Below are 14,218 nucleotides of genomic sequence, written 5' to 3'. Positions count from 1 at the left end.
GGGATTCGTCGTTCCCGCGATCGTCTTTACTTCGCCGACACTTCCCGCAGCACCGGCTTTGCCGGCCCCGCGAGCTTTCGCGCGGCCTCGAGGATCCCCTGCGCGTCGATGCCGTATTTGCGCCGCATCTCCGCCTGGGTGGCGTGCTCGACGAACTCGTCGGGGATGCCCAGGCGCTTGACCGCGATGCCCGTGAGGCCCCTGGCCTCGAACATCTCGAGCACGGCGCTGCCGAAGCCCCCCGCGAGGACGTTCTCCTCGACGGTGAGGACCTTGCCCGTCACGGACGCCACGCGGGCGAGGAGCTCCTCGTCCAGGGGCTTGACGAACCGGCAGTTGACGACGGTGGCCTCGATCCCCTCCTCGCGCAGGCGCCTCGCGGCGTCCAGGGACGGCTGCACCGCGTAGCCGATGGCGAAGACGGCCAGGTCGGTGCCCTCCATGAGGATCTCGGCCCTGCCGATCTCGAGGGGTTTCGGCGTCTCGTCGAGCGCCACGCCAAGCCCCTTGCCGCGGGGGTACCGCACCGAGGCGGGGCCGCCGCACTCCACGGCCGTCTTGAGCATGTGCTGCAGCTCGTTTTCGTCCTTGGGCGCCATGACGACGATGTTCGGGATGGCCCGCAGGTAGGAGAAGTCGAAGACGCCGTTATGGGTCGCGCCGTCGTCTCCGGCGATGCCGCCGCGGTCCATGGCGAGAACCACGGGGAGCCTCTGGAGGCAGACGTCGTGGAGGACCTGGTCGTAGGCCCTCTGCATGAAGGTGGAGTAGATGGCCACGACGGGGATGATCCCCTCCGTCGCCATCCCCGCGGCAAAGGTCACCCCGTGCTGCTCGGCGATCCCCACGTCGAAGAAGCGCTCGGGGAACTCCTTTGCGTAGGCGTCGAGCCCCGTCCCGCTGCACATCGCCGCCGTGATGGCCACGATCTTCGGGTTTTCCCGGGCCAGCTTGATCATCGTCCGGCCGAAGACCTCCGTGTAGCTGGGGATCCCGCCCGTATCGGCGGCCAGGTCCCCCGTGCGGGGGTTGAAGGGGCCGATCCCGTGGAACTTCGTGGGCTCGAGCTCGGCAAAGGGGTACCCCTTCCCCTTCTTCGTCAGCACGTGGACCAGCACGGGCCGGTTGTGTTCCTTGACGTTGCGCAGCATCGGGATGAGGTGGTCGAGGCGGTGGCCCTCCAGGGGCCCCACGTACTCGAAGCCCAGCTCCTCGAAAAGGGCCCCGGGGGTCAGGAAGCTCTTGAGGGCCTCCTCGGCCTGGCGCGAGAGCTTGACCATCTGCTCGCCCACGTTGGGGATGCTCCGGAGAAACTGCTTGACCTCGTTGCGCAGGCGGGTGACCCTGCGGCCCGTCATGATCTGGTTGAGGTAGGCCGACAGGGCGCCCACGTTGGGCGAGATCGACATCTCGTTGTCGTTGAGGATGATGATGAGGTCCTTCTTGCGGTCGCCGGCCCAGTTGAGGCCCTCGAAGGCCATGCCCGCCGTCATGGACCCGTCGCCGATCACGGCGACGACCTTGTAGTTCTCGCCGTTGAGGCAGCGCGCCTCGGCGATTCCCGCCGACGCGGAGATCGAGGTGCTGCTGTGGCCCACGCTGAAGACGTCGTAGGGGCTCTCCTCGCGGCGGGGGAAGCCGCAGACCCCTCCCCGCTGGCGCAGCGTGTGGAACCGCTCGCGCCGGCCCGTGATGAGCTTGTGGGCGTAGGCCTGGTGGCCCACGTCCCAGACGATCTTGTCGCGGGGGGCGTCGAAGACGTAGTGCAGGGCGAGGGTGAGCTCCACGGTGCCCAGCGACGGGGCGAGGTGACCGCCGTTGCGGGAGCAGGTCTCGATGATCACCTTGCGGATCTCTTCCGCGAGGAGCTCGAGCTCAGCCTGGCTGAGCCGCTTGATGTCGGCCGGCGAATTGATGGTTTCGAGCATGCCTGGTCTGATCCGTCCTCCGTGCCTGCGAGCCTGGATGCCCCGTCACCCGCTCCCGGAAAGGGGGGAAGGGGGCATCATGTCTTTCGTTCCACGATGAACCGCGCGATTCCCCTCAGCGGCTCGGCCCGTTCGTCCATGGCGCTCAGGTCCCCGAGGGCCTTTTCCACGAGTTCCGCGGCGACCCGCCTCGAGGCCTCGAGACCGACCAGCGCCGGGTAGGTGAGCTTCCCCCGGGAGCGGTCGCTCCCGGTCCCCTTGCCCAGGGCCTTCGCATCGCCCTCGACGTTTAAGATATCATCGGCGATCTGGAACGCAAGCCCCACGTGGCGCCCGTATTCGGTCAGCGCGTCGAGGGCGTCGGCGTCCGCCCCGCCGAGCAGGGCCCCGGCCCGGAGCGAGACCGTGATCAGGGCGCCCGTCTTGCGCGTGTGGATGAAGTTGAGGGTCTTCTCCTCGGGTACCTTGCCCTCCGATTCGATGTCCACCACCTGGCCGCCCACCATGCCGAACCAGCCCGCCGCGATGGCGATCTCCTGGATCACCTGCAGCAGCGTCTCGGGTTTCACGACCCCGAGGGGGGTCTGCCCGGCGATGATGCGGAAGGCGTCCGTGAGCAGGGCATCGCCTGCCAGGATGGCGACGGCCTCGCCGAAGACCTTGTGGCTCGTCGGCTTGCCGCGCCGGGTGTCGTCGTTGTCCATGGCCGGGAGATCGTCGTGGATGAGGGAATAGGTGTGGATGAGCTCGAGCGCGCAGGCCGCAGGCATGACGGCGTCGATCGGGCCGCCGACGGCCTCGGCGGCTGCGATGCAGAGGATCGGGCGAAGGCGCTTCCCCCCGGCGAAAACACTGTAGCGGGCGGACCTGAAGATCACGGAGGGCTCGGTCGACTCGGCGGGGAGGTAGAGCTCGAGAGCCTGATCGACGAGGGTCTTCCGTGACTCGAGGTACTCGTCCAGGGATATGGGGTTACTGATCATCTCCTTCCGGTCCGAGGTCGAAGGGCTTGACCTCCGTCCCGCCCTCCTTCTTCAGAAGGATCTCGATCCTTCGTTCGGCCTCGTCGAGTTTCGCTGCGCAGAGCCTGGAGAGGCGGATCCCCTCCTCGAAGGCGGCCAGGGACTCGTCGAGCGTCAGCTCGCCCTGCTCCATCTTCCGGACGATCTCCTCGAGCTTCGCCAGGGCGTCCTCGAACTTGACCTCCGCCATCCCCTCATTCTTCTTCGACCGTGGTGACGACGGCATTGAACCGACCTTTCGCAACATTTATGCCAACGGGGTCCCCCGCTGCGAGATCCTGTGCACGCCGGATGATCTTTCCTTCCGGGATCGTCCGGGCGATGGCGTACCCCCGGGCCAGGACGGAAAGAGGGCTCACGCTGTCGAGAACGGCCGTGAGGACAGCGAGCCTCGACCGGAGCCCCTCGAGCCGGCGGAAGCTTCCCGTTATCATGCTTTTTCGCAGGTTTTCAAGCACAAAGGTGAGGGTTTCGACCTTCACCGCGGGGCTCAGGTACTGCAGGTGCGTCTCGAGGTGACGAAGCCGCTCCCGGTCGGTGCGCACCCGCCGGACCAGGGAGGCGGTCAGGCCGCTGAACCGCTCGTCGAGGGCGAGCCGCAGATCGACGAGGCGACGCCGCGGGTCGCGGACCCTCTCGGTGAGCCTCTCCAGCCGCTCCCGCCGGAGCTTCAGGAACCGCTCGGCGGCACGGGCGGCACGGGATTCCAGAGTCCGGAGCTGCTGGACGAGGTCGGCGCGCCGGGGCACGACGAGTTCGGCGGCCGCCGAGGGGGTGGGCGCCCTCACGTCGGCGACGAAATCGGCGATGGTGAAGTCGATCTCGTGACCCACGGCGGAGACGACGGGCACGCGGGAGGCGAAGATGGCCCGGGCCACCCCCTCGTCGTTGAAGGCCATGAGGTCCTCGAGTGACCCTCCGCCCCTGGCCACGATGATCACGTCGACGCCGGGGGTCTCGTTCAGGAGGCGCAGGGCCTCGACGATCTCCGCGGGCGCCTCGGCGCCCTGGACGCGCACGGGGGCGACGAGGATGTCCACCGAGGGAAAGCGGCGCTTCGTGATGTTCAGGATGTCGCGGATCACGGCGCCCGAGGGCGAGGTGACGACCGCGATCCGGGAGGGCAGAAACGGCAGCGGCTTCTTGTGGACAGGGTCGAAGAGGCCCTCGGCCTGCAGCTTCGCCTTGAGCTGCTCGAAGGCGATCTGCAGGGCCCCCACTCCGCGGGGTTCGGCATAATCGAGGATGAGCTGGTACTCGCCGCGGGGCCTGTAGACGTTCATCCGGGCCCGGCAGACGATGTGCATCCCGTCTTCGAGGTCGAACTTGAGCGCCCGGGCGGCGGGCCGGAAGAGCACCGCCCGGACTTGGCTTTCTTCATCCTTGAGGGTGAAGTAGAGATGACCCGATGCGGGCCGGCGGAGGTTGGAAACCTCGCCCTCGACCCAGAGATGATCGAAGGCGGCCTCCAGGACGTCCTGGATCTGGCGGGTGAGTTCCGAGACGGTGAGAACCTCGCGGCCTGAAAAGAGATCCATGCACAGGGAGTAGCTGACAAGTGTCACGACATAGGTAACCCGGGTCTAAGGGTAAAAAGTGTCATGACATAGGTTACCCAAGGACGTTATTCCCAAGTTTCGGTAGGCATTCGATACTCGAAGGCCTCCACCAACTCTTCCCGAGATAGACTTTCAAAACGTGATCCGCAGTGACGATCACGGCTTTGACATACGAGTAGACCAGCTCTTTGGCAACGACGAACCGCTCCCCGAAGATATCCAGCTTCCGGTCGCTGCGGATGAACCGGATCAGGATGATGGTCCCCTCGGGGATCTCTTCGAGTCGGGGCACCCGAGCATTGGGAGGCACCCTCATGGGCTGGTAGCCGGAGGCGGCCAGAACCTCCATCGGGGTTTTGCCGCCCAGGCAGCTGTACCGATGATGGCGGTTATGGAACCGCTGGAAGTTTTTGCTTTGCCGCTTGAGGGCCTCGTAGCTCGGGAACCACTGCCTGCGAAAGAACATCTTGTCGTAGGTCTCGTTGAACCGCTCCACATCCCCGTTTCGCCAAGGCTCGCTGATGGGGATAAAGACCGGCGTGACCCCGTAATAGAGACACAGCCGGATCACGATCCCGAAGGATCGGGGATAACGGTTGCTGCCCCGGAAGCTCAGCTCGTTGTCGAACTGGGCAAAGTCCGGGATGCCCATGGCCTTCCAACTCCGCAAGAGACTGGCGGCCACCGGGTCATCGGCCTTGGTTCGCTGCGACTCGAGATAGACCGCATGGCTGAAGCGATCCATCACGTTGAGCGAGTAGAACCGGCCGTCGCCTTTGATATACCGGGGCCCCACCAGGTCGATCTGGTGGATGTTGTTGACCTCCAGGGCCTCCGCAAAGTAGGGGTAGGTGACCCCTTTGGCGACGTACGCAGTTTTTTTTAACGAGCCCTGCCCGCTTCAGGATCCGGGTGATGTGCCGGTCCGAAGGGAACGGGGCCTTGAGCTTCTTCAGGGCCCACTTGATGGCGGTTACACCCGTCTGGGCATAAGGCTCAGTCTCCAGACGCTGTCGGGTGGCAATGATGAGATCCTGCTGCTTTTGGCTCGTCTGGGTCGGACGCCGCCGGGGTGCACGGCCCTGATCCTTGAACCAGTCGGCATCTCCCGTTTGGTAGCGTTTGAGCCATTTGAAGAACCATTTTTTCGATCGCTTCAGGCTCGTGTAAATGCTCTTGGGAGATTCGCCATCTGCGATATGCCGGTAAATGGCTTGCCTGCGGATCTCTTCTTCCATGGATACTCTCCTTTCGGGGTTCTTCAAAGAGAGTATCGTACAGGATATGTTCCGTCAGGGTAACCGATGTCCTGACACCAAAAGGACCCTTAAGAGTAACCTATGTCATGACACTTTTGGGTAACCGATGTCCTGACATTTGACAAGTAGCAGACGGGGCAAGGCGATGCAAGGGATTTGTGCGCCGGCACGCGGCGGGCAACGGCTTTCGGCCTTTGACTTTTCCGGGGCCTTGGGGTAAGGAATGGCCATCATCACCGAAGGGGAAAAGAGTATTTCATGGCAAAGAAACCCGTCAAGACGAAGCAGGACTACCTGAAAACCAAGGTCGAGCACATCGACATGACGAAGATCGATGCCGTCGACATCGTGAAGGCCATGAAGAAGATGTCCTTCTCGGCCCGCGACCTCGCCTCGGCGGCCGAGATCTACGACCGGATGCTCGCCGACCGCAACTGTGTCATCTTCCTCACCATCGCCGGCAGCACGAGCGCCGCGGGCTGCATGCAGATCTACGCCGACCTGGTGAAGTACAACATGGTGGACGCCGTCGTGGCCACGGGGGCTTCCATCGTGGACATGGACTTCTTCGAGGCCCTGGGCTTCCGCCACTACCAGGGCACGCCCCACGTCGACGACCGCGAGCTCCGCAGGCTCTACATCGACCGCATCTACGACACCTACATCGACGAGGAGCAGCTGCAGCAGTGCGACCGCACCATCACGGAGATCGCCGACGCCCTCGCGCCCCGGCCCTACTCGTCGCGCGAGTTCATCCGGGAGATGGGCAGGTACCTGACGAGGAAGGCCAAGAAGAAGGGGTCCCTCGTCCAGACGGCCTACGAGAACGACGTCCCGATCTTCTGCCCCGCCTTCTCGGACTCCAGCGCGGGCTTCGGCCTGGTGCTCCACCAGCACCGGCGGCCGGAAAGCCACATCTCCATCGACTCGGTGAAGGACTTCCGGGAGCTGACGGAGATCAAGATCGCCGCGCCCACCTCGGGCCTTCTCATGATCGGCGGCGGCGTGCCGAAGAACTTCATCCAGGACACGGTGATCTGCGCGGAGATCCTCGGGAAGGACGTCCCCATGCACCAGTACGCCGTCCAGATCACCGTGGCCGACGTGCGCGACGGGGCCTGCTCGAGCTCGACCCTCAAGGAGGCCGCCTCCTGGGGCAAGGTGGACACCGTCTCGGAGCAGATGGTCTTCGCCGAGGCAACGTTGGCCCTGCCGCTCCTGGCCAGCTACGCCTTCCACAGGGGAAGCTGGAAGAAGCGCAAGAAGTGGAGATTCGCGAAGATGTACAAGGATTGACCACCCAGCCCCCTCACAGGCTGTATACCCCGAAGGGCCGGCGCCTCAGCGCCGGCCTTTCCGTTTCGGCGGTCCAAACAGGGCCGTGCCGATTTGGGACACCCCCCGGGAAGCCCCTCATTGCTGCATTTTCAGGGCCGGTAGGCCGTTTCGGCCCGGTTCCGAGGGGGCCACCCCGCTGCCCGCTGCCGGCCTGCAAATTTACAACATCCCGCATTTGTTAAAGAATTTCGAGACGCGCCTCCCGATCCCCCCGTGGCACAACCGGTGCTCCCGCAGGGTGCCAGATTCAACCCCAAGGAGGCTCGTCATGAACGGGACGACGAAAGAAAGAGGGAAAATGAGACCGGCAAGCTGGCTCCATGCGATTGCGCTGCTCGCGATGGTCATTGCCTCGGGGCCGGCCTGGGCGGACGACCCGCTGAGCGAGGAGGGGCTCTTCACGGCCGTCGCCCCCGACGCCATGATCGTCCTCGACCTCTCCGGCAGCATGAAGTGGAACCCGCCCGGGGACCACGACGCGTGGAATTACCCGACGAAGCAGTACAGCAACCCCACCTGCTCGGGTCCCTTCTACGACGACCAGAGCGTGCCGGGCTACACGACCTACTGCTCGCGCTTCGAGATCGCCCGCAAGACCCTGTTCACCATCCTGGATGACAACCGCGACGGGACGGTCAACACCGACGACGAGACGAGCATGAACATCCGCTTCGGCCTCGGCAAGTTCCAGGGGAGCTCCTACGTCAAGCTGCGGGACATCGCAACGAAGTATTCCCAGATCTACTGCGGCAACACGACCTCCTGCACCGTGGACCAGGTGTCGGGGGACTATTCCAGCATCAATTACTGGATGACCTATTCCAACGTCGTCGGGGCCACCCCGCTCGTTTCGGCCCTCTCCGGCGTGAAGGCCTACCTCGACGCCCACAAGGCGGCCGATGCCTACCAGAGCTGCCGGCAGAAGTTCGTCATTCTCGTCTCCGACGGGGCCGACACGATGAGCTGCGGCGGTACAGGCTACGAGACGCAGGCCGACCAGTACAAGCGCCGCCGCGAGTCGGTGCTGGCAGCCAAGGCCCTGGCCGACGCAGGCTACAGGGTCTTCGTCATCGGCATGGGCAGCAACATGCCCGACCACCTGAAGAACACCCTCAACTGGATGGCCTATTACGGGGGCACAGACAACCCCCTGGTCCCGAACACCGGAAACGTGTCGGGCTTCGACCCCTCGGCGGTCACGACCTGCGGCGGCTCCTCCACGACGGGCATATGCAACGGGACGAGCGACCAGTGCTTTGCGACCACAAACGACCCGGGAACGGCGCCGCTCTCCGGCTACGCCTTCCTGGCCAACAACGCCGCGGAGCTCGAGGCGGCCTTCCGGCAGGCCGTCAACCACATCCGCGAGGCGACCTACTCCTTCACGCAGGCCTCGGTGGCCTCCACACGGCTCGTGGACGAGAACTACCTTTACGAGGCGACCTTCCAGCCCGCCAACGGCGAGCCTTTCTGGCAGGGCCACATCAAGAAGTACAATATCAACGCCGACGGCAGCATCGGGGCCGTGGCCTGGGACGCCGGCGCCGTGCTGCAGTCGATGCCGGCCTCGGCGCGCAACATCTACACCTACAAGGCCGGCTCGCTTGCCGCCTTCACCGTGTCGAACATCACGACCGCGGACCTCGGCGTGGCCGACAACACGAGGCGCAACGAGGTCGTGGGCTTCATCCGGGGCGAGAGCGCCTACAACCCCGACAACTGGAAGCTGGGCGACACCTTCCGCTCGAACCCCATCACGGTGGGCACGCCCGCCCAGTACTTCCGTGACATGTGGGACACGGCCAATGCCTTCGCGACCTTCCGCGCCAACAACGTCCGCTCCACGGCCAACGGCAAGCGGATCGTCGTGGCCGGCGCCAACGACGGGCAGCTCCACGCCTTCCGGACGAGCGACGGGGCCGAGCTCTGGAGCTTCATCGCACCCAACCTGCTGAGCAAGCTCAAGGACATCGCCCATGTCTCGCACCCCACGGGCCTGACGCACCAGTACTACGTCGACGGCCCCATCTCGGTGGCCGACGTGTGGCTGGGAAGCGGCGACGGGACGGTCAAGAGCGCCTCGGACTGGAGGACCCTGCTCATCTTCGCCCAGGGCCGCGGTGCCACCCAGACCCTCTGGAGCTCGTCGACCCACTGCGACAGCGGCTTCAGCAACGTCTACTCGGCATCCTATCCCTACTACTGCGGATACCACGCCCTGGACATCACGGACACGGCAACCCCCGTCTACCGCTGGCGCATCAGCCCCTCGGCTAGCCAGGCGCCCTATCTCGGCGACCCGTGGAGCAAGATGATGGTGCACCGCGTGAAGGTCGGCGGACAGGAGAAGTGGGTCGGATTCATCGGCGGCGGCCACAACTACTCGAGCTGCACGGGGACCGGCTGCGACACCCGGGGGAAGGGGTTCTTCGTGGTCGAGCTGGCGACCGGCAACATCCTGTGGAGCTACACCCTGGCGGACAATGCAAACCTGGCCTATGCGATGCCCGGGACCCCGACGATGATCGACTCCGACAACGACGGCTTCATCGACGCGGCCTACATCGGCGACCTGGGCGGCAACATCTGGCGCTTCACGTTCTGCTTCAATGCCGACGGGCCGTCCTGCTCGACGGCCGACTGGCGCGGCTCGCGCCTCTTCGCCCGGGAGCCCGGCATCGGGCCCGTCTACGACGCCCCGGCCGCGACCCGCGACGCCAACGGAACCATCTGGCTCTACTGGGGAACCGGCGACAAGGCCGAGCCCATCGTCGTGGGGACCGCCACGGACCGGCTCTTCGGCGTGAAGGACAAGACGCTCTCCGGCACGCTGCAGCTCGCGAACCTCGAAAACATCACGAGCGGCACCTACGCGGACAGCGCGGGCAAGAACGGCTGGTTCATCAACCTCCCGGGGGCGGGCGAGAAGTGCCTGTCCGACCCCTCCATCTTCGGGGGCCAGGTCTACTTCACCACCTACACCCCCGCAGGCGGCACGGGCGACCCCTGCAGCCAGGCGGGCACGGCGAAGCTCTATGCGATCAACTACGTGAGCGGCGCCGGCTCCCTGACCGGCGGCAGCCGCAGCATGACGCTCGGCGTGGGCATCCCCACGGCGCCCGTGCTGTCCATGAACCCCTTCAGCAGCACGCCGGACCTCTACGTGACCGTGAGCGGGGGCGCGGGGATCGGCTCGAACACCCAGAAGGCGGCCATCAGCCCGCCCTCGATCGCGAGCCGGACCAACATCCTGCACTGGAGGGACCGGCGGGTGCGGTAGCCACTAGCGCGGACAGACGGCCTCGATTTCGGCAATCCGGCCCCTGAGCCTCTCCGGCACAGGGGCCTTTTTATTCTGCCGGTAATCGAAGCAGACCAGGGTCCCCTCACCCTCGGCTGCGAGGCGTCCCAGCCTGTGGCTCAAGACGGCGTAGCGCATGACGAAGCGGTCCTCGCCGACGCTCTCCACCCGTGCCCCGACCGAGACCGTGTCCGGGTAGGACAGGGCCGCGCGGAAGCGGCAGGCCGTCTCGGCAAGGATCGGGCCCACGGGGTCCCTGGCCAGGAACTCGGGGACGTCGAGCCTCTCGAAATAGGCGATCCGGGCCGTCTCGAAATACCGGAAGTAGACGATGTTGTTGACGTGGCCGAAGGCGTCCATCTCGCCCCAGGCCACGGGGACCTCCACGACGACGGGGTAACGCGCCAGTGCATCCTGCATTCTCTTCCCTCCGCTGCGATATGCGGAACCCATCCTAACAGACCCGCCCTCCGGGCTCAATCACGGCCCTCCGGACGCCACCCGTCAAAGCGCGGGGACCCGCATGAGATTGCGTGATTATCTGTTTTCACAGGGTCTGCAGCACCTGACGAACATTGAAACCAACAGACGCGAAAATCCCCCTCGAACCTCCTTTTGCAAAGGGGGACGATTGAAGCTCCCTCCTTATCGCACATCGCCAAAATGGCACAATGAATACAACTCTTTGACTTTGAAGGATAATATTCGAGACAACCCCCGATCAGGCACCCTTCATTCGCAGCCCCAAGCGTCCGCACGAAGAGGGAGAAGATCTCAAGTATTCGATTTCAAAGCACTATTCAAAGTTGCGCCGTGGCGGCACAGCAGATGCTCCCTCACTGTACAAACACAAGCGAAGGAGCAGGACCATGAGCGTGACGCTGACGGAAAGGACAATCGGCGGGAAGGCATTTTGTGAAGGGCAGACGCCGGTAGACGACCGCTGCATCTTCGACCAGATCGTGGAAGTGGACTCCCCCGATGACAGCGCGGCGTTCATCGTGATCGACTGCTTCATGACCCTGCTGGTCTACCTCGCCCCCGTGGCGGTCTTCGGCTGCCTGGTCGCCCCGGTCGTCGCCCGCCTTCTGAGCATGCCCGTCTCCCACTGATCCGGACCATCCGCCGCCCGACACCGCCGGGACCGGCCTTCCCTCGGGCCGCCGTCCCGGCGGTTTGCCGTCTGCCGGGGAATCGCCGGGGCCGACCCGCGCGGCGAGGAACCGCGGCCGCGCCCCCGCGCAACGGAAAGAATGAGACGGCAGGGTTCGGTGCGCACGCAGTCAGACCAGGCAGAAGAACCGCTCCACGCGCTCGTGGATCCACAGCGAAGCCTGAACGCGGCTCCGCACGTTGATCTTGCGGAAGATGTTGTAGAGGTGCGTTCTGACCGTGTGGCCGCTGATGGCCAGGTGGGCTGCGATGTCGCTGTTGTGGAGGCCGCCGGCCATCAGGAAGAGGATGTGGAACTCCCGCGGGCTCAGGGGGTGCCCCTCCGCGGCGTCGCAGGCGCTCCCCGGCCTCGTGAAGGCGACGGGAGGCCCCCCGGGCGCCGCCGGCCGGCAAGCCGGAAGATCCCGCAGGGCTTCGACGAACCGCTCCGCGGCGTCAAAACGATAGAAGAACCCGCATGGAAACTCCGGGGCGGCCCGGTTTTGACCGTTGCCGTTTGGGCCTTCCCGGAAGAGAACGGAGAGAAGCCCTGCAGGCAGCATCCCGCCATCCCGGCCGTTGTCCTGCGGGCCCGGCGCCCTGAGCCCCGGCTCCAGGGGGTCCACGAGAAAGAGCAGGCTCCCCGGGGGGTGTGATGCACGCGCCAGGGCCTCCATCTGCCCAAAGGAGACCGCCTCGCAGCGGGCGCCTGTCCGCCGCTCGAGAAACTGCGCGAGGGCTTCGTTGTCCAGCCGTCGCGTGCCGGCGATGTAAATCGACCGCGGCTCGATCACCCGGTAGATGACGTCCATGGCTCTATCCTCTCTTTCCGCGGTCGCGGCGGATCGCCCGCCGCACCGCATCGAACAGGTCTGGAATCTGGAAGGGCTTCTGCAGGAACCCCCTGCAGCCCTGCGCGAGGAGTTCCCGGACCTCGTCGGGCAGGCTGTAGCCGCTGATGATGAGCACGGACACCCCCGGGTCCATTTCCTTCAACTTCCTGAAGGTCTCCGTGCCGCCCATGCCGGGCATGATCATGTCGAGCAGCACGAGGTCGATGTCGCCTCCCCAGGCCTCGTAGATCTCGAGGGCCTCGCGGCCGCTGGACGCCGTCAGCACCTGGTAGCCCGCGGCCTCCAGGATCTCGCGGAGCAGGCCGGTGAGGACCTCGTCGTCATCGACCAGGAGTATCGTTTCGCCCGACGACCCGGCCGCCGGCCGGGCAGCGGATTCGGGGGACGCCGGCCCTGCGGCCGGCAGCAGGATGTGCATCGCCGACGGGGCCCGCTCGTCCCCGCTGAGGGTCACGACCCCGCCGTGACCCTGCACGATGCACTGCGCGTAGGTCAGGCTCAGGTTGTCGCGCAGCCCGGCGTCGTTCATGAGCGCCGAGAGGCGCAGCGCCCTCGGCCGCCCGGTCTGCGCCTGCGTCAGGGCGCCTGCCGACAGGCTCACCTTCGCGTACTTGCCCGGCTTGACCCGGTAGAGCGTGGATTCCGGCGCGAAGAGGCAAACGTTTTCGGCCTCGATGTGGAACTCGGAACACGCCGGGGAGACCTGCTGCAGATGAAAGTAGAGGTGGATGAACATCTTCTCGAGCTGGACCCGGTCGACGTCGACGGGCCAGAGCTTCTCGTCGAGCTTCCGCCGCACGGTGATCCCGCCCCGGGTGTTGGCGAAGACGGTGGAGGTCTTGCGGATGATCTCCTTGAGGTCGACCGGCCGGCCCCCGTTCACCGGGCCGCCGGCAAATCCCCGGATCTTCTGCAGCAGTTCCCTGGCGGATTGCGACTCCTGCTCGATGGCCTGCAGCTTCCTGACGACGGGGGTGTTCTGCCCCTGGATGGTCTCCAGCAGCTCCCGGAGACCCTCGGCGATCCCGTCCAGGATGAGGGCAAGGCCGCCGGTGAGAATGCCCACCGAGTCGATTTTCGTGTACTGCAGCTCCGACTCGATGCGGCCCCGATCGGCCACATTTTCGTAAGTCGTCAGCAGGCGTCCGTCGGCAAGGCCCACGAAGTGGACCTGGCACAGGCGTCTGCCGCCCTGCCGGGTCCGGACGGCGATCACCGTCTCCCGGTGGATCCCCGCCGTCCGCGGGGTCCGGCCGCGGAAGAGCTGATCGAGCATGCCGTTCGACACGGGCTTGTGCGCAAAGGTATCGAACCAGGAGCGGATGTCGGGGATTTCGTCGATCCCGTACCCGAACATCTCCACGAATTTTCCGTTGACGTAATCCACGGTGTAGTCGGGCCGCGCCGTAAGGACGCCGAACGGAAGCTGCTCCATGAACGCCCGGCATGCGTCGTGCGGCGCAGGCAGGGGCGAATCCCCGGATGTCCCGGCAGGATTCCCTTCGGGCCGATTCGCCGCCCCATCGCCGCTCTCCCCGCCGGGAACGGTCTCGATCCGGCTTGCCGTGCGGTCCGGGTCACGTCCCGTAAAGTTTCTGTCTGACATGGCCTCACCTCGGCTGCGTGGGTTGCCGCCATGCAGAGCACCGCTCGTACCAAATGCGTACGAAACAATTTCATCAGCAATTACGAAGAGTTGGATGATTACGGAAGTGGGCGGGCCCGGCCGGGGCGAAGGCGGCCTGTGCCGCAATGGACCGGTGAAGGGGGAAAAACCGAATCTTTTCGGGCAGGAAGAGAAAGTG

11 protein-coding genes are annotated in these 14,218 nt (G+C 65.3%); 3 read left to right on the top strand and 8 right to left on the bottom strand.

The annotated features are described in order from the left end of the window. Positions 1–26: 26 nt before the first annotated feature. The 5 genes from HPY67_05430 to HPY67_05410 all read right to left on the bottom strand — a co-directional run bounded on the left by HPY67_05430 (position 27) and on the right by HPY67_05410 (position 5,305). Positions 27–1,928 (bottom strand): 1-deoxy-D-xylulose-5-phosphate synthase, encoded by a 1,902-nt coding sequence (locus tag HPY67_05430; GenBank protein NPV04158.1) that lies wholly within the window; start codon positions 1,926–1,928, stop codon positions 27–29. 77 nt (positions 1,929–2,005) lie between these two features. Continuing rightward, the gene (locus tag HPY67_05425) at positions 2,006–2,896 is read right to left on the bottom strand and encodes a polyprenyl synthetase family protein (GenBank protein NPV04157.1); all 891 of its coding nucleotides are present in this window, start codon (positions 2,894–2,896) and stop codon (positions 2,006–2,008) included. Between the two features lie 4 nt (positions 2,897–2,900). After that, a complete protein-coding gene (locus HPY67_05420; GenBank protein NPV04156.1) occupies positions 2,901–3,140 on the bottom strand; it encodes an exodeoxyribonuclease VII small subunit in 240 nt (79 codons plus the stop codon). A 4-nt stretch (positions 3,141–3,144) separates the two neighbouring features. Then, entirely contained in the window at positions 3,145–4,488 is a 1,344-nt protein-coding gene (locus tag HPY67_05415) for an exodeoxyribonuclease VII large subunit (protein NPV04155.1), read from the bottom strand. 73 nt (positions 4,489–4,561) lie between these two features. After that, positions 4,562–5,305, bottom strand: a complete 744-nt coding sequence (locus tag HPY67_05410; protein NPV04154.1) for a transposase — start codon at positions 5,303–5,305, stop codon at positions 4,562–4,564. 721 nt (positions 5,306–6,026) lie between these two features. Between HPY67_05410 and HPY67_05405 the strand changes: the two genes are divergently transcribed. Both HPY67_05405 and HPY67_05400 read left to right on the top strand, forming a co-directional pair. Beyond that, positions 6,027–7,064, top strand: coding sequence for a deoxyhypusine synthase (locus HPY67_05405; GenBank protein ID NPV04153.1), 1,038 nt, complete (start codon positions 6,027–6,029; stop codon positions 7,062–7,064). A gap of 340 nt (positions 7,065–7,404) precedes the next feature. Beyond that, the gene (locus HPY67_05400) at positions 7,405–10,386 is read left to right on the top strand and encodes a hypothetical protein (protein ID NPV04152.1); all 2,982 of its coding nucleotides are present in this window, start codon (positions 7,405–7,407) and stop codon (positions 10,384–10,386) included. A 3-nt stretch (positions 10,387–10,389) separates the two neighbouring features. Here the strand turns inward: HPY67_05400 and HPY67_05395 are convergent, their stop codons facing one another. Further along, positions 10,390–10,827 carry an acyl-CoA thioesterase gene (locus tag HPY67_05395; protein NPV04151.1) on the bottom strand — a complete coding sequence of 146 codons (438 nt, stop codon included), beginning with the start codon at positions 10,825–10,827 and terminating at the stop codon, positions 10,390–10,392. A gap of 449 nt (positions 10,828–11,276) precedes the next feature. On the opposite strand from HPY67_05395, the gene HPY67_05390 reads away from it, so the two are divergent. Continuing rightward, positions 11,277–11,519 (top strand): hypothetical protein, encoded by a 243-nt coding sequence (locus tag HPY67_05390; GenBank protein ID NPV04150.1) that lies wholly within the window; start codon positions 11,277–11,279, stop codon positions 11,517–11,519. Between the two features lie 171 nt (positions 11,520–11,690). Here HPY67_05390 and HPY67_05385 read toward each other — a convergent pair whose 3' ends face one another. Together HPY67_05385 and HPY67_05380 are read right to left on the bottom strand one after the other, a co-directional pair. Further along, the gene (locus HPY67_05385) at positions 11,691–12,371 is read right to left on the bottom strand and encodes a helix-turn-helix transcriptional regulator (protein ID NPV04149.1); all 681 of its coding nucleotides are present in this window, start codon (positions 12,369–12,371) and stop codon (positions 11,691–11,693) included. Between the two features lie 4 nt (positions 12,372–12,375). After that, a complete protein-coding gene (locus HPY67_05380) occupies positions 12,376–14,019 on the bottom strand; it encodes a response regulator (protein ID NPV04148.1) in 1,644 nt (547 codons plus the stop codon). Between the last annotated feature and the right edge of the window lie 199 nt (positions 14,020–14,218).

The sequence above is a fragment of the Syntrophaceae bacterium genome (assembly GCA_013177795.1).
Classification (GTDB): Bacteria; Desulfobacterota; Syntrophia; order Syntrophales; family UBA2192; genus UBA2192.
Note: the sequence above shows the minus strand (reverse complement) of the source record. Positions and strands in the feature narration are given on the sequence as shown.